The 20,403-nt window shown below is 72.5% G+C and carries 14 protein-coding genes; 5 read left to right on the top strand and 9 right to left on the bottom strand.

From position 1 onward, the window contains the following. Nucleotides 1-75: 75 nt before the first annotated feature. Genes xrtA through BUB97_RS18590 form a run of 9 tightly spaced genes read right to left on the bottom strand, consistent with a single transcriptional unit; the run spans nucleotide 76 to nucleotide 10,587 of the window. On the bottom strand, nucleotides 76-1,572 hold the full coding sequence (gene xrtA, locus BUB97_RS18630) for an exosortase A (protein WP_073137543.1): 1,497 nt from the start codon (nucleotides 1,570-1,572) through the stop codon (nucleotides 76-78). A 3-nt stretch (nucleotides 1,573-1,575) separates the two neighbouring features. Continuing rightward, complete coding sequence (locus BUB97_RS18625; RefSeq protein ID WP_073137541.1) at nucleotides 1,576-2,880, bottom strand: TIGR03087 family PEP-CTERM/XrtA system glycosyltransferase; 1,305 nt, start codon at nucleotides 2,878-2,880, stop codon at nucleotides 1,576-1,578. 5 nt (nucleotides 2,881-2,885) lie between these two features. After that, nucleotides 2,886-3,929 carry a FemAB family XrtA/PEP-CTERM system-associated protein gene (locus BUB97_RS18620; RefSeq protein ID WP_073137539.1) on the bottom strand — a complete coding sequence of 348 codons (1,044 nt, stop codon included), beginning with the start codon at nucleotides 3,927-3,929 and terminating at the stop codon, nucleotides 2,886-2,888. Next, nucleotides 3,926-4,834 carry an XrtA system polysaccharide deacetylase gene (locus BUB97_RS18615; RefSeq protein WP_073137537.1) on the bottom strand — a complete coding sequence of 303 codons (909 nt, stop codon included), beginning with the start codon at nucleotides 4,832-4,834 and terminating at the stop codon, nucleotides 3,926-3,928. Before BUB97_RS18615 ends, BUB97_RS18620 begins: the two co-directional genes overlap by 4 nt. Continuing rightward, nucleotides 4,834-5,838: an AAA family ATPase gene (locus BUB97_RS18610; RefSeq protein WP_073137535.1), complete on the bottom strand. Its 1,005-nt coding sequence runs from the start codon at nucleotides 5,836-5,838 to the stop codon at nucleotides 4,834-4,836. Before BUB97_RS18610 ends, BUB97_RS18615 begins: the two co-directional genes overlap by 1 nt. 50 nt (nucleotides 5,839-5,888) lie before the next feature. Continuing rightward, complete coding sequence (locus BUB97_RS18605) at nucleotides 5,889-7,622, bottom strand: TIGR03016 family PEP-CTERM system-associated outer membrane protein (protein ID WP_073137533.1); 1,734 nt, start codon at nucleotides 7,620-7,622, stop codon at nucleotides 5,889-5,891. Further along, a complete protein-coding gene (locus tag BUB97_RS18600) occupies nucleotides 7,606-8,526 on the bottom strand; it encodes a P-loop NTPase family protein (protein WP_073137531.1) in 921 nt (306 codons plus the stop codon). The genes BUB97_RS18605 and BUB97_RS18600 overlap by 17 nt, the downstream gene beginning before the upstream one ends. Then, a complete protein-coding gene (locus BUB97_RS18595; protein WP_073137529.1) occupies nucleotides 8,523-10,040 on the bottom strand; it encodes an XrtA system polysaccharide chain length determinant in 1,518 nt (505 codons plus the stop codon). Before BUB97_RS18595 ends, BUB97_RS18600 begins: the two co-directional genes overlap by 4 nt. 4 nt (nucleotides 10,041-10,044) lie before the next feature. Then, a complete protein-coding gene (locus BUB97_RS18590; protein ID WP_086062340.1) occupies nucleotides 10,045-10,587 on the bottom strand; it encodes an XrtA/PEP-CTERM system exopolysaccharide export protein in 543 nt (180 codons plus the stop codon). A gap of 499 nt (nucleotides 10,588-11,086) precedes the next feature. On the opposite strand from BUB97_RS18590, the gene BUB97_RS18585 reads away from it, so the two are divergent. From BUB97_RS18585 to BUB97_RS18565, 5 genes are read left to right on the top strand one after another with little or no spacing between them, the layout of a single operon-like run. After that, on the top strand, nucleotides 11,087-12,430 hold the full coding sequence (locus BUB97_RS18585) for an exopolysaccharide biosynthesis polyprenyl glycosylphosphotransferase (protein ID WP_086062339.1): 1,344 nt from the start codon (nucleotides 11,087-11,089) through the stop codon (nucleotides 12,428-12,430). 34 nt (nucleotides 12,431-12,464) lie between these two features. After that, nucleotides 12,465-14,600 (top strand): XrtA/PEP-CTERM system histidine kinase PrsK, encoded by a 2,136-nt coding sequence (prsK, locus tag BUB97_RS18580; protein ID WP_073137523.1) that lies wholly within the window; start codon nucleotides 12,465-12,467, stop codon nucleotides 14,598-14,600. After that, nucleotides 14,597-16,006, top strand: a complete 1,410-nt coding sequence (gene prsR / locus BUB97_RS18575) for a PEP-CTERM-box response regulator transcription factor (protein ID WP_073137521.1) — start codon at nucleotides 14,597-14,599, stop codon at nucleotides 16,004-16,006. Before prsK ends, prsR begins: the two co-directional genes overlap by 4 nt. Nucleotides 16,007-16,011: 5 nt before the next feature. Beyond that, entirely contained in the window at nucleotides 16,012-18,807 is a 2,796-nt protein-coding gene (prsT, locus tag BUB97_RS18570) for an XrtA/PEP-CTERM system TPR-repeat protein PrsT (RefSeq protein WP_073137519.1), read from the top strand. 11 nt (nucleotides 18,808-18,818) lie between these two features. Then, nucleotides 18,819-20,165 (top strand): putative O-glycosylation ligase, exosortase A system-associated, encoded by a 1,347-nt coding sequence (locus tag BUB97_RS18565; RefSeq protein ID WP_073137517.1) that lies wholly within the window; start codon nucleotides 18,819-18,821, stop codon nucleotides 20,163-20,165. Nucleotides 20,166-20,403 lie beyond the last annotated feature (238 nt).

Genomic DNA, 20,403 nt, shown 5'->3' with positions numbered 1-20,403 from the left:
CAAGCGGAGACGGAAAGGGGGCGGCGCCCGGTGCGCCGCCCCCTTTTCCGTGCCTGGGGCCCTGCTTGGCCTCTCCTATTCCCTACCGAGGGAGACCGTGGCGGCCTGCCTCGCAAGGGCCGCGCCCTGGCTCTCCAGCACCGCCCGCAGAAGCGCCCGCTGCTCCGCCGCATCCCGCGGGCCATCGCGCCTCAGCGTCACCACCGCCAGGACCGGCCGCTCCGCCCCCCCGCGCAGCGCATGCAGCGCCTGGGCCGCGCGGCTGCGAAGGCCGTCCCCGGCGGGGCGGCCCTGGAGCCAGGCGGCGGTGGCCACCGTCTCCTCGCCATCCCCGGCCTGCCGCGCCCGCCAGGCCCCGCCGGGCATCCGGATGTCGAAGGTGATGTCCTCGTCATGCGCCGCACCATAGGCACGGCGCCGCTCCGCGGCGACGAGCCCCCAGTTCGCCCGCGGCGGGAAGGCGAGCAGGCGGGCGGAGAGGACGCCACCCGGGCAGCGCAGGCCTGAGCCTTCGGCCATGCGCTCGCAGCCCGGCGCGTCGGCAAGGATCATCGGATACGCCTGCGGAGGCGCCGCGCCCATCTGCTCCAGGGCCCCGGCCGCCGCGGGCGCAGCGATCGCAAGCGCGAGGACGGGCAGGGCCGCGGCGAGCAGGGCGGTGGCGGGCATGGGTGCTGCCGGCGGCGCGGGCGCCGCCGCCGCGAGCGGCTTCGAATCCTCGCGGAAGGGAAGGCCGGCCAGGATGAGAAGGAGAAGGACGATGCTGAAGAAGACCCAGCCATAGAGGACATGGTCGGCCTCGATCGCGGCGGCATTGCCCTGCCAGTGCCCGAGCATGACGAGGCCGAAGGTGCGGATCCCGTTGGCGATGAGCGGAACCCCGACCGCGAGCGCCATCACGGCGAGGCGCCGGCCGGGCGAGCGGAACATCACCAGCGCATAGAGCGCGCCGAAGGCGAGGGAGGCGATGATGAAGCGCAGCCCCGCGCAGGCCTCGGCGACATAGAAGCTGCCCTCCGGGATCTCGATCACGAGGTCGTCCACGTAATGCGGGATGTTCGTGAGCCCCAGCCCGAAGCCGATCATCCGCGCGGTCAGGGATTGCAGCATCGGCACGGCGAAGCCGCCGAAGGGGATGAGGAAGACGAGATAGGCCAGCGGCGCGGCCATGGCGCGGATCACCCGCCAGCCCAGCACGGCCAGCAGCAGCGCATACAGCAGGCCGAGCGCGGCGAACTGCCTCCCCTCCATGATCCCCATCCGCTCCGCGGCCAGCCAGGCCAGGGCGGCGGGCACGGCCAGCAAAGCGCCCGCCCAGGGTGCCGCCGCCGGCAGCATCTCCGCGAGGCGATGGCGGCGTGCCCAGGCCAGCCAGAGGGCAATGGGCAGGACGAGCGGGCCGTGATTATAGGCGGTTGAGGTCATCCAGATGCGCCAGGCCGCCGCCGCCTCGGCGCGGAACAGCACCAGCAGCGCGGCCACGCCGGCGAGGAGCAGGATGGCCGCCGCCCGCCAGGCACGGCGATGGGCGAGGTCGCGGGGCGGGAGCGCCGTGGCGGGGATGGCGCGCATGGCTCAGGCGCCCCCGCCAGCCAGCCGGGCCGTCGCCCGTTGCGCCGCCCCTTCCGCCGCGGGCCCGAGCAGCGGGTCAATCCGGCGCAGCGTCGCGCTCCAGTCATGCGCCGCCATCACCGCCCGCCGTCCCGCCTCGCCAAGGCCGGGGTGGCGGCCGTCGAGCACCTCCAGGATGCGCGCAGCCATCGCCTCCGCATCCCCGGCGACGAGCAGGTCGCGGCCGGGCGTCGCGCGGACGCCCTCATAGGCCTCCGGGCTGGCGATGACGGGGCGTGCCATGGCCATCGCCTCCAGCACCTTGTTCTGGATCCCGCGCGCGATCCGCAGCGGGGCGACCGAGACGGCCGCATGGGCGATGTAGGGCCGCACATCCGGCACCGGGCCCGTGACATGCACGCCCGGCAACGCGGCCAGGGCCTGCACGGGGGGCGAGGGGCTCGCGCCGACGATGTGGAAGGCCGGCCCGCCCCCGCGCCGGCGGAGGAGGGGCATCACCGCCTCGGCGAACCAGCGCACCGCATCCACGTTCGGGCGGTAATCCATCGTGCCCGTGAACACGATGGCGGGCGGACCGCCGGCGAAGGGATCGGGATAGGCGCGCGCGGGGTCGAAGCGCGAGAGATCCACGCCGTTATCCACATGGTCCAGGCGGGAAGCGCATTCCGGCGCCAGTTCGGCGAAGCGCCTGGCCTCCTCGGCCGAGACGAGGATCGTCCGGTCGAAGGCCATCGCCGCGCGGCGCTCGAAGGCCAGGAGGGTGCTGGCTTCGCGCCTCCAGACATGCCGCATGGCACCGCCGGCATCGGCGGCATAGGCACGCCACTTCTCCGAATCCACATCTACCATGTCGAGCACGCGGTGCAGCGCGCCGGCCCCGGGCTGCATGAGGTAGGGCGCCATGGCGGAGGAATAGACGAAGGCGCCGTCCCACCGCCCCTCCGCCAGCCCGTCGCGCACCCAGGCCGCGAGCGTGTTGTCGTGGAACCAGCCGAGGGTGAGCGGCAGGCCCGGCCGCACCCGCATCAGCGCGCGCATGGCCGCACGGGTGCGTGTGCCGGTCGCGATGCAGCGGACCGAGGCGCAGCGCGCGCGCAGCACGGGGAGGTGCCGGAGATCGGCCGGGTCGTCCACCAGGCAGCCGAGATCGACATCCCAGTTCCCCGCCAGGTGGTCGAGGATGTGCCAGGCACGGATCTTCTCGCCCTTCTCGGGCGGATAGGGAATGCGATGCGCAAGGAAGAGAAGGCGCAGCCGCGCGCGCGGCGGGGGTGCCACGCGCGGGGGGAGGGTGGCGGCTTCTTGCATGGCGATCATCCCAGCCCCCGCACGAGCGGCGGTCCCAGCAGGTTGGCGACAGGCAGCGGCAGGCGCTTCCATGCGGCGATGAGCAGGCGGTAGCGCGGGTTGTTCGGGTTGTTCTCGGGCAGGCGCGCGCCCGGCATCAGCTGGTAGCAATAATGCAGCGGCTGCGGCTCGAAGCCCCAGTTGCGCTTGTAGTCGAAGGCGCCCGTGCCGGATTTGCTGCGGCCGAAGTCGAACAGCGTCGCGCCGCGCTCCGCCCCCGCGCGGCGCATCACCTCCCAGTACATGAACTCGTTCGCGGAGACGGCGCGGGCCTGGCGCGTGCCGCCGCCGTAATAGGGAAGCACCTCGTCTCGGAAATGGAAGTTGAGGACGGCCGAAAGGGGCGTGCCGTCCTGCCGCACCGTGGTGACGTCATGCTCGCCCGGAAAGGCGGCGGCCAGCAGGCGGAAGTAGCGGCGCGGGAAGACCGGCGAGCCGAGGTTGCGCACGCTCTCGGCATAGAGGCGGTGCAGCCCGTCCACATCGGAATCCGAGGTGGAGGACAGGCCCAGGCGTATCGCCTTCCGCACCTCGGCCCGCTGCTTGCGCGGGATGTTCGCCGCCTGGTCCTTCGCATCGTCGCCCGTGGTGGTGAAGGGCTTGCGGAAGGTGAAATAGAGCGAAGGTCTCGGCTGCCAGCCCGGGTCCACCCCATCCCGCCGGCGGAACTCGAGCGCGGGCACGCCGAGGCGCCGCTGCAGGTCCAGCGCATGCCGCTCCAGCGCCACCGCCGCCTCGGGCGTCGCGGCGACAGGGCCGCCATAGACGCAGAAGGGCGTGGAGGAGAGCAGGTCCCCGAAGAGCCGCGTGCGCATGCGGGCGAGCGGCAGCACCCCGACCACCGCCCCGTCCTGCTCCGCCAGCGCATGGAAGGTGGAGTGGCCGAAGGCCTCGCGGATCACCCCGGCCCAGGCGGAAAGATGGAAGAAGGTCGCCTCCGGCGTGGCGCGCACAAAGCGGTCCCAGGCGGGGGCGTTGCTCTCGTCGAGCGGCCGGATGCGCAGGCTCATGCGGGCCTCCCCGGGGCGGGCAGGGCCCGCGCCTCGCCGATCGCCTCCGCGAAGACCTCGTCCATCCGGCCCCAGCGGAAGTCCCGCAGCAGCTGCTCCAGCCGGCCGGACATGCGGGACAGGCCGGTATAGTGCCGGAAGCGGGAAAGCCGGCCCGCATTCGCGACCCTGGGCTGCCCCGGGTCGATCTCCCAGGGGTGGAAGTAGAAGATCCCCGGGCGCCGCTCGGTCCCGTTCACCCGGCGCAGGGCCATGCGGAAAAGCGGGTAGGGAAGGAGGCGGAACCAGCCGCCGCCCGCGCAGGGCAGGTTGCGGCCGCGCGCGGCGCCGCCGACGCGCAAGGTCGTCATCGGCAGTTCCATCACCCCGTCCGGATGCGGGCGATGCGGCCCGCGCGGCGCATCGGGCGTGCCATAGAGGTCGTGCCGGACGGGGAAGACCGAGGAGGAATAGCGATGCCCCTCCTCCGCCAGCACCGCATGCGCCCAGGGCGTGCGCGGGCCGATGGAGAAGGTGGGCGCGCGATAGCCCAGAACGGCGACGCCGCCGGCATCCTCCAGCACCCCGCGCGCGCGGCGGATATCCGCCCGGAAAGCCGCCTCGCCAATCCGGTCCACCTGCTCATGCCCGTAGCCATGGCTCGCGAGCTCATGCCCCTCGGCAACGATGCGGCGGATGAGCGCCGGATGGCGCTCGGCCACCCAGCCCAGGGTGAAGAAGGTGGCGCGGATGCCGGCCGCCCCGAAGGCGTCCAGCACGCGGCCGGTATTCGCCTCGACCCGGCGGGAGAAGCCGTCCCAGTCCTCCCGGCGGATGCAGCCGGCGAAGGCCTGGACCTGGAACCAGTCCTCGACATCCACGCTCATCGCGTTGCGCGGCGCCTCGCCGGGCGCGGGGCGGATCATCACCGGCGCCGCCCTCCGGTCTCCGCGAAGAGATCCATCAGCCGGTTGAAGACGCGCTCCCGCCGCCAGGCGAGGTTCTCCAGCGCGTCGATCCGGGCCACCAGATCGTCCAGCGAGCGGTCGAAGCCGTCGTAGCCGCGCTCATGTTCCATCCCGCCGCGGGGCGGCAGGCGCTCCCGCATCTCGCCCGCGCCCAGATCCGTCTCCAGCTCCAGCGCCGTCGCCTCGACCATCGGCGCCGTGAGCACGTCGCTCCCCTCCAGCGAGCCGCTGAGCAGGACACGCGAGCACAGCCGGTTGATGCGGCGCGGGATGCCGTCGGAATGCCGGTGCACGAGGTCCAGCGCCCCGCTTTCCCAGCGCGGCTGCCCCTCCCACCCGACGGCGCGGAGCCGGTGCTCGACATAGGCGCGCGTCTCGTCGGCGGAGAGGCCGGAGAGGTGATAGGAGGCGAGGACCCGCTGGCGAAGCTGGTCGAGATCGGCGCTGGCCAGCATCCGCCGAAGCTGCGGCTGGCCCAGCAGCATGGTCTGGAGCGGCGCGACATGTCCCTCCACCACGTTGGAGAGCATCCGCAGCTCCTCCAGCGCGGCCGGCGGAAGGGCCTGCGCCTCGTCTACGATCAGCAGATGGCGGCGGCCGCCCGGCATCGCCGCCGCGCGCAGCGTCTCCGTCAGCCCCCGCAGGATCGCGGCCTTGTTGCCGTCCGAAGCTACGCCGAAGGCATCGGCCACCAGGCGCAGCAGGTCGTCGCCCGCCACCTGGGTCGTGGCAATGCGCGCCACCGCGAAGCCGGCGGGATCCAACTCGCCGCAGAGTCGCTCGATCAGCGTGGTCTTGCCCGCGCCCACCTCCCCGGTGACGACGATGAAGCCCTCGCGCTGCGCGAGCCCGTAGGTAAGATGGGCATAGGCGCGGGCATGGCCCGCGCTGGGATAGAAGAGGCGCGCATCCGGCGTCATCAGGAAGGGATGCTCGCGGAAGCCGTAGGGCGTGATGTGCATGGGCTGGCGTCCTTTGGGGCGGGTCCGTCGCCCGGATGAGCGGACCGAGGTCAGAAGGACTTTCGGAGGGTGACGATCACCGCGTGCTGGAGGCGGTTCCTCTCCCCGAAGTTGGGAGAGTCCCGGTCGGCCAGGTCAGTGAAGCGGTCACCCACCTGGTATTGGAGGGAGGCTGTCAGGGTCTCGCTGAGCTGGTGAACCGCCGTGGCGCGCAGCAGGTAGGAATTGCCGCTGTTGCGCAGCGTGCGGGATTCGAAGCGCCCGTACTGCACCGAGCCGATCAGCGTGGTGACCGGCGAGACCGAATGCGCCCAGGTCAGCGCGACGGATTCGCTCTTCTGCTGGAAGGAGACGGCATTGGCCGCGGTGGAGATCGGGATGCGCTCCTCCCGCGTGAAGCTCAGCGTGACCGTGTCGCGGTCCCAGACCTGGGTGATGGCGGCCGTCGCCATCTTCACGCGGATCAGCGCGCTCTGCTGCGCGAGGCCCGAGCCGCTGACCGAGGCGAGGGAAGGGCTGCCCGTCGCGGTGTCGACGGCGTTGCCGAGCTCGTCGACCGAGGTGGTCGAGAGGAGATCGACCGCGCGCCGGGCCGTGGTGGTCAGCCGGTCGCTGTAGCTGCCGGAAAGGATGGTGCGCGGCCCGATGGCAACCCGGCCGAGGGCGGAAGGGGAATTGAAGCCGTCGCGCCGCTGGTAGCGCAGGATGAGGAAGCTGTCCGGCCCCGGATCGAGGCGGATGCCGAAGCCCCAGATCGGCTCGCTGATCTCGAAGGGCGGCGTCCCGTTGTAGGACTGGTCCTCGTAGCCCAGCTCGCCCAGCACCGCGATCTCGCGCGTGATGGCGTAGCGCGCCTCCACCGATCCGATGGCACGATGCGCGCCGTCCAGCACGCCATCCCCGGTATAGGTGGTCCCGCTGACCCGGGCCTCGAGCGCGAGGCGGCCGAAATCCTCGCCCGTCCGGATGGCGGCGAAGCCGGTATGGCCGGTGAATTCCTGGGGCGTGTAGAAGGGCGTCCCGCCCGGCGTCAGCGAACGCGCGGTCCCGCCCTGGCTGCCATATTGCAGCGTGTAGCCGACGATCGCAGTGGCGAGGCCGCCGAAGCGATGGATGCCATAGGGCGTGGCGGAGAAGGCGACGGTCTGTGCGCGGTCGCGCCGGGGCAGGCTGGATTCATCGCTGCCCGCGAAGCCGCCGGTGATGGACTGCACGGAGGTCTGGCCGTGCAGGTCCAGGAAGACGGAACCAGGGACGATGGTGGCGAGCAGCGAGCCGTTCAGCCGGTGGTCCAGCCGGTTCTGGTCAGAGTCGGAGGCATAGGCCTGGTAGCTCGGCGCGTAGAAGATCCGCCCCTGCAGCCGCACCGTGTCCAGCGTGACAAGCAGATCCGGCGTGATGGTCGTGACCAGGTCCGCCTGCTTCTCCGCCGAACCGGGGAAGACATTGTCCGTCGCGCGGAGCTGGCCCGTGAGACCCCCCCGGATGTCGATCGCCCGCCCGGGCTCCCCCTCCGGGGCCGGGGGCGGCGGAGTGACATAGGGAAAGCCGAAGAAGCCGCCGAGATGCGGCGCCAGCTCGCGCGGCATCTGGCCCGGCAGCGCGACCAGGCCACCCGGCGTGGCCAGCGCAACGGCGGACGGGTCCGTCGCGGGCGCCCAGCCCTCCAACGCCCCGCCCGGCGCGTCCTCCGCGACGAAGGGCTGCGCCAGTGCCGGACTGCCGAGGCCGATCAGAAGCAACCCGGCGGCGGCGCCGCCACGGGCCCTAGCGGCGTTGCGCATCGGTGGATCCGTAGGCGCCGTAATCCTGCGACGCGAAGGTGTCGCTGCTTGCCATCTGCAGGCGGTTCAGCAGAAGCTGCAGCGCGGGGCAGGTCTCGAGCATGTCCAGGGCCGCCTCCACCTCGCCGCGCTGCGCCCGCTCGGCCTGGATGACCATCACCACCTGGCCGACGACGGGAGCGAGAAGGCTCGCCTCGCTGGTGGAAAGGCAGGGCGGCGTGTCGAGCACGATCAACCGATCCGGCATCGCCGCCGCCAGCCGCAGCAGCGCCGTGGCGATGGCGGCGCCCGAAGGCACCGCCGGCGCGCCCGGCACCGGGACGCCGTAGGGCAGGAAGGAGAGCCCCGATATCGCGGTGGGCAGCACGAGCGGTGCCGGCGGGGTGGCGGGCGAGGCCGCGAGGCCGCGAACACCCGGAGACGTGTCGCAGCCGAGAAGCTCCGTGAGCGAGCCGCGCTTGCCATCCAGATCCGCCAGCAGCGCGGGCCGGCCGCTCGCGCGGGCGATGCCGGCCGCGATGTTCAACGCGCTGAAGGACTTCCCCTCGCCGGGCAGAGCGCTGGTGACGAGGATCAGGCGGGGGTTCCGCGTCGCGCTCGGCGGCGTGTCCTGCACGGTCCGGAGGATCTGGTGCTGCACCAGCATCACCTCCTCCAGCAGCCGGGAGCGCTGCTCGACAGTATCGGCGAGGCCCGCGCGGGCCAGCATCTCCAGCCCGATCGGCGGGCTGGCCGCCGGCGTGCCCGGGGCGGTGACGGGCGCTGAGACCTGAGGGATGGCCTGGGGCGGGGCCGCGTGTGGAAGCGGGGGGGACGCCACGGGCGAGGCAAAACCAGCCGGCGTGCCGAGCGCGGCCGCCGCGCGCTCGACCAGATGCGTGCGGGGGTTGCTGATCACCGTCATACGAAAGTCCTCGAGACCAGGGCGGGAATCCTCGCCATCAGCGCCGGCCCACCGGCCAGCAGGATGCCGAAGGCGAAGAGCAGCATCGAAAGGCCGCAGGCGAAGACGATGCCTGCCCCGAGCCGTGGCCGCAGGCGCGGGCCTGAGAAGGCGCCGAGCACGGGAAGGCCGAGCGCCCGCAGGTCCGACACGCTGGCGAAGCTGCGATCCAGCATCGCGAGCAGCACGACGAGGAACAGCCCGGCGCCCAGCCCCGCGGCCAGCACGCCGCTGGCGAGCAGCAGGCGATTGGGGCTGACCGGCAGCGTCGGGATGGTGGGCGGCTCGATCACCTCCAGGCGCACCTGGTCCGCCCCGCTCCGCGCCGCACCCGCGATCTGGAGGGATTCACGCCGCTCCAGCAGCTCCTCGTAGCTCTTGCGCAGCACGTTGTAGTCGCGGTCGAGATTGGTGAACTCAGCCTGGAGCTGCGGCGCGCCGCGCGCCAGCGCCTCGAGGCGTTCCACATCCTCGATCGCGTCACGCACCTGCCGCTCGAGCGAGGCGATGTTCCCCTCGGTCTCGGTCAGGCGCAGCCGGGCCTGCTCATGGGCCGGGTTGGGGCGGGACGTGGCGCGCGGGGCACTCCCGCCGCCGCCACCGCTCGCCCGCAGGTCGGCCAGCGCGCGCCGCGCGGCCACGACCTCGGGATGCGCGTCGGTGTAGCGCAGGCGAAGGCTGCGCAGCTGCCGCTCCATCTCCGCCGCCGGGCCGCCACCGCCGCCGCCGGTCGATTCCCCGACCAGCGTCGTGGGGGTCGATTCGAGCTGCTGCCGCATCAGGTCGCGGCGCAGCTTCTCATCCGTCAGCTCGCCCCGAAGCGTGGCAAGCCGGCCGCGCGCGGCCTCGTAGCGCGTCGCGCCGCCGAGGGAGTCGTTCGGCAGGAGGTCGAGATAGCGCGCGCGGAACTCGGCGCGGCGCCGCTCCGCCTCCCGCAGCTGCGTCTCGTAGGTGGCGATCTGCTGGCCGATGAAGGCGCGGGCATTCTCCATCTGCTGACGGTCGTTGCCGGTCGCGCGCTCGACGAAGAGGTCGAGCGTGGCCTGCACCACGTCGCGCGCCAGGCGCGCATTCGGGTCGCGGAACTCGATCCGGAAGAGATTGCGGGCCTGCGGCGTCAACCGGATGTCGCGAGCAAGGGAGCTGAGCATCGCCTCGCGGTCCGCCTCGCGCGTGATGCGCATGGAGAGGTCGGTACGGGCGATGATCCGCTCCAGGTTCGGGCGGCTGAGCAGGGTTCGCTGCAGCGTGTCCACCTGGCTCGCCGTCGCGCCGTCCACAGCCAGGCCGCGCAGCGTCTGGCCCAGGACCGCATCCGCATCCGCATAGACGCGGGCGCTGGACTGGAACTGGTCGGGAAGCGAGTAGACGGCGCTCCAGCCCGCGATGCACACCACCCAGGCCAGCAGCAACGCCTTCCAGCGATGCCGCCAGCCGAGGCCAAGGAGACGCCGCGCCTTCGCTGTCTGGGACATGGGGTCAGAACCAGCTCTGGGGGATGACCAGCGTGTCGCCGGGCCGCATCGGGATGTCCTGCGAGATGTCACCGTCGCGCAGAAGGGCCGAGAGCCTGACCGGGATGACGCGCGGGGCCGCATCAGGGCCCTCCCGCCGGAGGATCTCCGCGCGGTTGCCGGCGGCGTAGCGCGTCAGCCCCCTCGCGCCGATCAGCACGTCGAGCAGCGTCATGCCCTCGCGGTAGGGCAGGGCGAGAGGCTGCGCCGCCTCGCCGATGACCCGCACCATGCGCGCGGAAGGACCGACGAAGGAGCGGACCATCACCGTCACGTTCGGGTCGCGCACATATTCGCGCAGGCGATCCTGGAGCGCGCCGGCGAGCTGCGTCGGCGTACGCCCCGCCGCGTCGATGTCCGGCACCAGCGGCATGGAGATGCGGCCGTCCGGGCGAACCGGGAGTTCGACGCTCAGCTCCGGCGCGCGATAGACGAAGATGCCGAGCGTGTCGCCGGGCCCGATGACATAGCTCGCATCCTCCGTGGCGGCGGGGCGCTGCGCCGTCATGGGCGGCTGCGCGGCGGGCGCGCATGCGGCCAGGCACAACAGCAGGGCGAGTGCGGAGCCAGGCGCCCGGAACCGGGCAGCTCGCCCTGCGGACCGGCTCTTCGAAAGGGGGGAAGGCGCGTCGGCTCGGAAGAGATCCGGCATGCGAGTGTTCTCCGTCGGAGGCCGTTACGCTAAGGGCGATCAAGCCACTTTGGCAAATCTTTCTGAAAAATTGACCCATATCAAAACTGTACTCACCGGCCACTGTAAGGAACATTTACATTGATATTTCGCAAAACCTTGCCGTGCACAAATACGAAGGCGTGAAAAACCAGCGACTTAGTGGATTTCGTTCTTGTCGGAGAACCTTATATTTCCGTAAGACTGTCCATTCTGGAGGATACAAAGCTTTTTTTACTGGACGCGCCCCGGCAGTTCTCCTGTTATGCCGACGGTTGAGCAGACGCCGTCGAGCCCCCCTCAGGATGGCCCTGCGACGACTTTCTGGAGTCGTGCCATGAAAATTTTGTTCGGCCACAGTATCCGTCCCGAGATACTCGGCCTTTATGCTGCGGACTCGTTCATCATCTTCTCCGTCTTCTACTTCCTGTTGATTTCAGGCACTCCCCCCAGTGCCGTCTCCTACGAGATCAGCCCTCTCATCGTGGCCGCGCTACTTGCGGTCTGCACGGGGCTGGCGGCCGGCGTGACCGGCCTCTACCAGCCGGGCAACTGGCTCCGCGCCGGGCGGATCCTGAGCGGAACGGTAATCGCCGCGCTGCTCGTCACCGTCGTCGGAGACCTGCTCGCCCCCGACCTGCTCTTCCCCCATTCCGGGGACGTCTGGGCTGGCGCGCTGCGGCTCGTCGCGGTCTTCGTCTGCGCGGTCGTGATCACGCGCGTGATCCTTCTGGCCGCCACGCGCCTCGGCCTCTTCCGCCGCCGCATCGTGCTGCTGGGCGCAAATGGCGCGGGCCCCTTGCCTCTCTCCTGGCCCGCCGGCGATCCGTTCTTCGAGGTGGTCGCGACGCTGCCGGCCACCGCTGCGGCGCTGGAGCGGCAGCTTCCTGCCTCGATCGGCACGCACCGGCCATGGGCCGTGGTGGCGGATGACCTCCACGGTGTTCCGGCCGCGGTCCGGCAGCGCCTCCAGGCGCGCGGCGTGCGCGTGTTCGAGGAGGCGGAGTTCTGGGAACGGCGCTTCGGGCGGATCGATCTGCAGCGCCTGCGCGAAGGCTGGCTCGCCGGGAGTTCCGGTCTGCGGGAAACCGCGGTCGAACGCGTGCTGCGGCGCGGCATCGACATCGGGATCGGCGTCCTGCTCCTCACCTTCGCCGCACCGCTGCTGCTGCTGGCGGCCATCGCGATACGGCTGGAGAGCTCAGGCCCGATTTTCTACCGGCAGGAGCGCGTCGGGCTGAACGGCCGCACCTTCACCCTGTTCAAGCTCCGCAGCATGGTCGCCGATGCCGAGGTGAGCGGGCAGGCGCGCTGGGCGGTCCAGGGCGACCCGCGCGTCACCCGCGTCGGGCGGTTCCTCAGGCTCACCCGCATCGACGAGATCCCGCAGGTGCTGAACGTGCTGCGTGGCGACATGGCCTTCGTCGGGCCGCGGCCGGAGCGGCCGGTCTTCGTCACGCAGCTCAGCGCGCTCATTCCCCACTATGCCGACCGCGCGGTGGTGAAGCCGGGCATCACCGGGTGGGCGCAGGTGAACTACCCCTACGGCGCCTCGGTCGAGGACGCGCGGCAGAAGCTGTCCTACGACCTCTACTACGTGAAGCGTCGGTCGCTCTTCCTCGACCTTCTCATCCTGGTCGCGACCGTCCGCGTCGTCCTTTTCCAGGAGGGCTCGCGGTGAACGACGCGGCGCGCCAGCACGCGGGAGCCCGGCCATGAGCCCGATGGCACTGGCCTGGCCCCACGCGCTCGCCGCCCTGGCCTGCTTCTGCTGGGCCGCGCTCACGCTGTGGATTGGCCGCGGCAGGACCGGGCTGCCCACCGCCCTGGCTTGCGCGGCGACCGGCCTCTGGGCGCTGGCCGTCGCGGCCTCCCCGCAGGCGCCGCTGGATGGCGCCGCCGGCGCCATGGAGGTGGTGCGGACCTGTTCCTGGATCGCGATCCTCGCTGTCCTCTGCGCGCGGCTTGGCCTGGCCCGTGCCCGGGTCTTCGCCATCCGCTTCGCTCTTCTCGGCGCGGTGCTCGGCGCGGTGTCGCTGCTCCTGGCATGGCCGGGAGCCGTCCCGCCGCCGCTCCTTGCCGCAACGCCCTTCCTGCGGCTCGCGCTCTCACTCACGACCGTGCTGCTGGCCGAGAACACCTGGCGCAACGCCGACGAGGCCACGCGCTGGCATGTGAAGCTGCCCTGCATCGTGCTCGGCGGGCTCGCCGGCTTCGACATGGTGATCTACGCCGATGCCGCGCTGTCCGGCGCGTTCTCCGCCATCCTGCTGGATGCCCGCCCGCCCCTGGCCGCGGTGATGCTGCCGCTCCTCGCGGCGGCGGTCGGCCGGGACCGCCGCTGGCGGGCGCGCCCCGCGCTCTCGCGCGAAGTGGTGCTGCACGGGGCGACGCTCATCGCCTCGGGCGGATACCTCCTGGTGATCGGCGCCTTCGGCGAGGGCGTTCGTCACCTCGACCCGCGATGGGGCGGTGCGGCTGAGGCCGGGCTGCTCGCCGCGGCGCTGATGATCCTCGTCACGGCGCTGAGCGCCCGCTCGGTCCGTTCGCGGCTGCGCCGCCTGCTCGTTGAGCACTTCTTCGCTGCGCGCTACGACTACCGCCGGGAATGGCTGCGCTGCATCGAGCTGCTCTCCGCGCCGGAAGGCGACAGCCCGACGCGCGCCGTGCGCGCCATGGCCGATGCGGTGGATTCACCAGCCGGCGTGCTCCTGCTCCTCGATACCCGGCCGGGCCAGGCGCCGAGGCTGGAATGGGCCGGTTCCTGGAACCGCGCCGCGCTGCCCCACGCCCTTCCGGAACAGGATGGGCTGCTCGCCGCGCTCGGCAGCGGCGAGCACGTCCTGCGGTTCGGCGCGGCGGAGGGAACGGGATTGGCCGGGGAGCAGGTGCTCCGCCAGGGCCCCGCGCTTCTCGCCGCCTTCGGGCCGCTCTGGCTCGCCGTTCCTCTCCTCCACCATCGCCAGGGCCTGTCGGGGGTTATCCTCCTCGCCCACCCGCGCGCCGCCTTCTCGCTGGATATGGAAACCCTCGACCTGCTGCGCATGGTCGGGCGCGAGGTCGCGATGTTCCTCGCGGAGATCACGGCGGCGGAGCGTCTCGCGGAGGGCAAGCGCCTGGCTGACTATGCGAAGCGCTTCGCCTTCGTCGCGCACGACCTTAAGACCGCCTCGAGCCAACTCGGGCTCGTCCTCTCCAACGCCGAGGCGAACCTGCAGGATCCCGAGTTCCAGCAGGACATGCTCCTGACCATCCGCCGCTCGGCCGAGCGCATCGACTCCCTCATCGCGCGGCTTCGCCCCGGGGAAAACTCCGCGGAGAGCTCGGCGGAGACCACTGGGGGAAGCCCCGGCGAGGCCACCGCGCCCGGCCGGACCGACCCGCTGGCACGGCTGCGCGCGATCGCGGCCGGGCGGACGCATCCGCTTCGCCTCCTGGCGGAGGTCGGCGAGGTGCAGACCGTCAGCATGGCGCCGGATGCCTTCGATTCCGCCGTCGTGCATCTGCTGGACAACGCGGCGGAGGCCTCTCCGCCCGGCGCGGCCGTGGTGCTGCGCCTCTGGCACCGCGGCGATGCGCTGCTGCTCGACATCGCGGATTCCGGGCCGGGGCTGAGCGCCGATTTCGTGCGCGACGAGCTATTCCGCCCGTTCCGGACCACCAAGCGCCATGGCAGCGGGATCGGGGCCTGGCAGGCGCGCGAGCTGCTGCGCGCGGCAGGCGGCGACATCACGGTGATCAGCTGGCCCGGCGCCGGCACCACCATGCGCCTGACCCTTCCCCAGACTCGCCAGGCGCCGCTGCCGCGCCCGGCACGGGCCTTCATCGGATCGGAGATCACAGCCAAATGAGCCGGCCGAAGCTGTTGGTCGTCGAGGACGAGCCAGGTCTGGCTGCCCAGTACCGCTGGGCCCTTCCGGATTATCGCGTGATCTATGCCACCGACCGGGCCTCGGCCGAGACGGTCGCGCGGCGGGAGCGTCCGTCGGTCGTGCTGCTGGACCTCGGCCTCCCGCCCGATGCGGAGGGCGCGACCGAAGGCTTCGCGACTCTGGAGGCGCTGAAGCGCGCCTGGCCGCGCCTTCCCGTCGTGGTGGTCACAGGGCAGGGCCAGCGGGAGAACGCCCTGCGCGCCGTCTCGCTCGGCGCCGCGGACTTCCACGAGAAGCCGGTGGATGTCGCCGTGCTGCGCACCGTGCTGGATCGCGCGCTGCGGATGCACGAGCTGGAGGAGGAGAACCTCCGCTACGCGCTGACCGTGCGCCCCTCGCCCATCAACGGCATCGTCACCGGCGACGAGTCGATGCTGAAGGTGTGCCAGATGGTCGAGCGCCTCAGCAGCGTCTCGGTCCCGGTCCTCCTCCTCGGCGAGAGCGGGACGGGGAAGGAGGCCCTGGCGCGCGCGCTGCACGACATGGGCCCGCGCGCGAGCCGCCCCTTCGTCGCGATCAACTGCGCCGCCATCCCCGAAGCCCTGATGGAGGGCGAGCTCTTCGGGCATGAGCGCGGCGCCTTCACCGGCGCCATCCGCCAGATGCCGGGCAAGTTCGAGAACGCGAATGGGGGCACCCTCTTCCTCGACGAGATCGGGGAGATGCCGGCGGTGCTGCAGGCGAAGCTGCTGCGCTTCCTGCAGGACGGCGTGATCGAGCGCGTGGGCGGGCGGACGCCCATCCGCGTCGATGCCCGCATCGTCTCGGCCACCAACCAGCCGCTCGAGAACCAGGCCGCGGAGGGCAAGTTCCGCGGCGACCTGCTCTACCGCCTCAACGCCGTCACGGTGCGCATCCCGCCCCTGCGGGACCGTGGGGAGGATGTGGCGCTCCTGGCCCGCTTCTTCCTGGCGCGCCACGCCGAGGCCTTCAACAAGCGGCTGCGCGGCTTCGACCCCGGGGCGCTCTCGGCCATGTCCCATTACGCCTGGCCCGGCAATGTGCGCGAGCTGGAGAACCGGATCCGCCGCGCGGCCCTGCTCTCCGACGGCCCGGCCATCACCGCCGCCGCGCTGGAACTGGCGGAATCCGACCCGGACCCGGCGGTGAGCCTCGACCTGCGCGCGGCGCGGCTGAGGGTGGAACGCGTGATGGTCGAGCGCGCGCTCGCCCGGAGCAGCGGCAGCCTGTCCGCGGCCGCCAGGCTGCTCGGGATCAGCCGGCCCACCCTCTACAGCCTGCTCGATACGCATGGGCTGACCTCGATGCGCGGCGCCAGCGAGGCGGCGAGCGAAGCGAGCGTCGACAGTTCCGGCACGGGATGATGCGCATGTCTCCGATCCGACACCTGATCCTGCCCTTCGCCTGCGCGGTGCTTGCCTGGCCGGCACCGGCTTCCGCCTCGCTGGAGAAGGCGCGGGCCGCCCAGTCCCGCGGCGAGCTGCGCGCCGCGCAGATCGAGCTACGCAACGCCGTGCGGGCGGACCCCAACTCCGCCGCGCTGCGCGCCGCGCTTGCCCAGGCCAGCCTGGACCTCGGGGAGGCGGATGCCGCGGAGCGGGATGCGCGCCTGGCGCTCGAGCATGGGCTGGACCCGGCGGCCGGAACGGCACTGCTGATGCGCGCCTATCTCGCCGGCAACCGGTCCGACGCGCTGCTGCGCGACTTTCCGGCGCCGTCGCCGGGCACCCCGCCGGCCCAGGCCGGGCAGGTCATGGCGGGGCGGTCCATGGCGCAGCTCTCACTCGGCCGGCCGGAGGAGGCGCGGCAATCCGCCGAGGAGGCGTTGCGCCTCGCCCCCGATGCGCCGGAGCCGCATCTGGCGGCGATGGGCGCTGCCCTGGCGCGCCGCGACTTCGCGGCGGCGGAGGCGGAGGCCGATGCGGCGCTGCGCGCCGACCCGGCTTCGGCCGAGGCGCTGCTGCGCAAGGCGGCGCTCCAGCAGCGCCGGGGCGCCCTGCCCGAAGCGCTCGAGACGATCGGGCGGGTCATCGCCGCCACCCCCGGCCATGTGCAGGCGCGGCTGCGGCGGGCGGAGCTGCTGATTGCCCAGGGCAGGGGCGCGGAGGCGCGCGGCGACCTGGATGTCGCGCTGCGCAATGCCCCGGGCAGCGCCGCCGGCATCTACCTGCGCGCCGTCATCCGGGCCAGCGCGGAGGATTGGCGCGGCGCGGATGAGGACCTCCAGCGGCTCGGACCGGCCATGGCGAGCCTGCCCAACGCGCTCCTGCTGCAGGCGCGGGTGAAGCAGGCGCTCGGGCAGAAGGAACAGGCGGAGGATGCGGCCCGCCGCTACGCCGCACGCCATCCGACGGACCCGCGCGGCGCCAAGCTGCTGGCGATGATGGAGATGGAGGCCGGCCGCCCGGATGCGGCCGCCGGCACGCTCTCGCGGCTCGCCTCGCGCGGCGCTGCCGATGCCGCCGCCTACGACCTGCTGGCCCGCGCCCATGCCGCCGCCGAGCGTCCGCGGGAGGCCGCGCAGGCCCTCGCCCGGGCGGTGGAGCTGGCGCCCGGCAACGGGGAGCTGCTCGCACGCCTGGCCGCCGCGCAATTCGCGGCCGGGGATCTCGGCGCGGTCGGGCGCAGCACGGCCGAGGCGCAGCGCATCGCGCCGGCATCGCGCTCCGTGCGGCAGATGGTGACTCTCGAGGCGCTGCTCCGCGGGGACCTCGCGGCCGCGGAGCGGGAACTGGCGCAGCTCGACCCCGCCGAGCGCGACCAGGAAAGCGCGCTCATGCTGCAGGGCACGCTGCACGCCCTCCGGCTGCAGCGTGACGAGGCTGCCACCGCCTTCCGGGCGGCGCTGGCGCGGAACCCGGAATCGATCCATGCCCGGCTGGGGCTCGCCCGGCTCGCCCTGGCCGCCGGCAATCCCGCGGAATCCGAGCGCCTGGACGGCGAGGTCCTGGCCCGGGATCCGGACAATGCGGATGCCATCGGGCGCCTCGCACGCGCCGCGATGGGCGGCGGACCCCGCGCGGCCTCCGCGCGCGCCGCGCTCACCGCCGCGCAGGCGGCCCGGCCCGGGGAGGAAGCCCTGGCCGTCGCGCTCGCGCGCGTCCTCATCCAGGCGGGAGACCCCGCCGGCGCGGCGGCGCTGCTGGACGCGGCGCCGCTGCGCGCGACCCGGCGCGGTCCCAACCCGCTCCTTCTCCTCACCGAGGCGCGGGCGGCCGCCGGGCAATGGGCCGAGGCCGAGGCAGCAAGCCGCATGGCGCTGGCCGAGGATCCCAACTCCTCCACCGCGCGCCGCCTGCTCGCGCTGCTGCTCGCGCGGCAGGGCGACCCGCGTCCGGCCGAGGCGCTGCTGGAGGAGGGACTCCGCAGCCGGCCGAACGATCCGGAGCTGCTCGGCACGCTCGTCGGCCTCACCCGCTCGCGCGAAGGGATCGACGCGGCGCTCGCCCAGGCCGATCGCCTGGCCGAGCGCCCGGCCTCGCGTCCCGCCTCCGCGATGCTGCGCGGCGATCTGCTCCTGGCCGCCCGGCGCGGTGAAGAGGCGGCCAAGGCCTTCGCCGCCGCCTATGCGCGCGAACCCTCCATGGCCCTGGCCCTGCGCCAATCCTCGGCCTGGCGCATGGCCGGAAAGCCGGCGGAGGCGGAAGCCGCGCTGAAGGCATGGCTGACGCAGGATGCCGAGAGCGCGCCGGTCCTGTCCGCCCTGGCGCAGCTCGAAATGCTGGGAGGACGGGACGCGGAGGCCATGCAGCACCTCGCGCGCGCCCTGAAGCATGCGCCCGCCGACCCCGTCCTGCTCAACAACCTGGCCTGGCTCACGCAGAAGCGCGAAGGCGCCCCGGCGCTCGCCGAGGCCTCCGGCTATGCCGAGCTGGCCTACTATCTCGCGCCCAGCGCCGAGATCGCGGACACGCTGGGATGGATCCGCCTGCGCAGCGGAAGGGCGGCGGAAGCCGTGCCGCTGCTGCGCCAGGCGGTGGCGGCCAGCGCGGCGCGCGGCGCGGCCGATCCCGGCATGTCCTACCGCCTCGCCCTGGCGCTGCGGCAAACCGGCGCGCGCGACGAGGCGCTCCGCACGCTCGAACCGGCCCTGGCCCGTGGCGGCACCTTCGCCGATCGCGCCTCCGCGGAACGTCTGCTCACCGAACTTCGCGCGGGCGGCTGAGGCGCCCCGCGATGCGCAACCTCCTCTTCTTCGCCACCATGGCCACGCTGTTGCCGATGGCGGTGGTGCGTCCCTTCGCCGGGGTGCTGCTGTGGTCCTGGATCTCCTTCATGAACCCGCATCGGGAGATCTGGGGTTCGGCGGCGAACCTGCCCTGGGCCGCGATGGTGCTGGGCGGCACGCTGCTGGGCTGCGTCCTGGCGCAGGAGCCGCGCCGGTTGCCGATCAACGCGGTCACACTCCTGCTCCTCCTCCTGGTGGCGATCTTCACGATCACCACCCTCGTCGGGCTCGGCGAGCCGGTGGATGCCTGGGCGAAATGGGACCGCACGGCGAAGATGATCCTCGCGCTGCTGCTCACCGCGGCGCTGCTGACGGACCGGCACCGGCTGGATGCGCTGATCTGGCTGATGGTGATCGCCATCGGCTACTACGGGGTGCGGGGCGGCGCCTTCACCATCCTCACCGGCGGCTCCTTCCGCGTGCTGGGCCCCGAGGCCACCACCATCGCCGACAACAACCACATCGGCACCGCGATGCTCGTCGCGATCCCGCTGATGAACTACCTCCGCATGCACGCCCGCCATCGCATCGTGCAGATCGGCCTCATGGCGGCGATGGTGCTGACGCTCTTCGCCGTGGTGGGCACCTATTCGCGCGGCGCCTTCATCGCGCTGGGCGCGGTGACGCTGCTGCTCTGGTGGCGCAGCCGGCGCAAGCTGATCGGCGGCCTCGTCATCGCCGCCTGCGTCGCCGGCGCCATGGCCTTCATGCCGCAGGCCTGGGTGGCGCGCATGAACTCCATCGAGACCTATGAGGAGGATGCCTCCGCCACCACGCGCCTGAAGCTGTGGGAAGCCTCCTTCCGCCTCGCCATGGACCGTCCGCTGGTCGGCTCCGGCTTCCGCGGCCCCTATTCCCAGGCGGCGGTGGACCGTGTGATGCCTGGCGGCCCGGCGCGCGCCGTGCACAGCATCTGGTTCGAGGTCCTGGGCGAGCACGGCTTCCCCGGCTTCCTCGCCTGGCTCGGCCTGACGGTCTCAGGAATCTGGTACTCGCTGCGGCTCTCGCGCCTCGGGCGCGATCATCCCGGCCTGCAATGGGCGGGTGACCTCGGGCGCATGGTGGGGATCTCCATCCTCGCCTACTGCATCGGCGGCACCTTCCTCTCCCTCGGCTACTGGGACTTCTACTGGACGCTGCTGGTGGTGGCCGCCGCCGCGCATGCGCTCGCCCTGGCCGAGCTTCGCAACGAGCTGCCCGCCGCGCCGGCGGCGCGCGGCTGGCGGGCGGAACCGCTGCCCGGCGCCGCACGCGCACGCGCCGCCGCACCCCGGGCCGGGACGGCGCGCGCATGAGCGGGCTCCTCACCCCCGGCCTTTCCCCTGACGACCGGGAGGCCGTCCCATGCAGGGACTCTATTTCCTCGCGATGCTCCTCGGCATGGTCTGGCTCTGCGCCTGGGCCATCCTCCCCGAGGAGCTCCGCCGAGGCGCCTGGTGGCCCTTCGACATGCGGGACAGCGGCGACGGAACCCGCGCCCCCCCCGCGCCCCGCGCGCGGGCCGCGCCCGGCCGCACCGCTCCGCCTTCTCAC

The organism is Muricoccus roseus (assembly GCF_900141905.1).
Taxonomy (GTDB): domain Bacteria; phylum Pseudomonadota; class Alphaproteobacteria; order Acetobacterales; family Acetobacteraceae; genus Roseomonas; species Roseomonas rosea.
The sequence above is the reverse complement of the archived record's forward strand: the minus strand, read 5'-3'. Positions and strand labels throughout refer to the sequence as shown.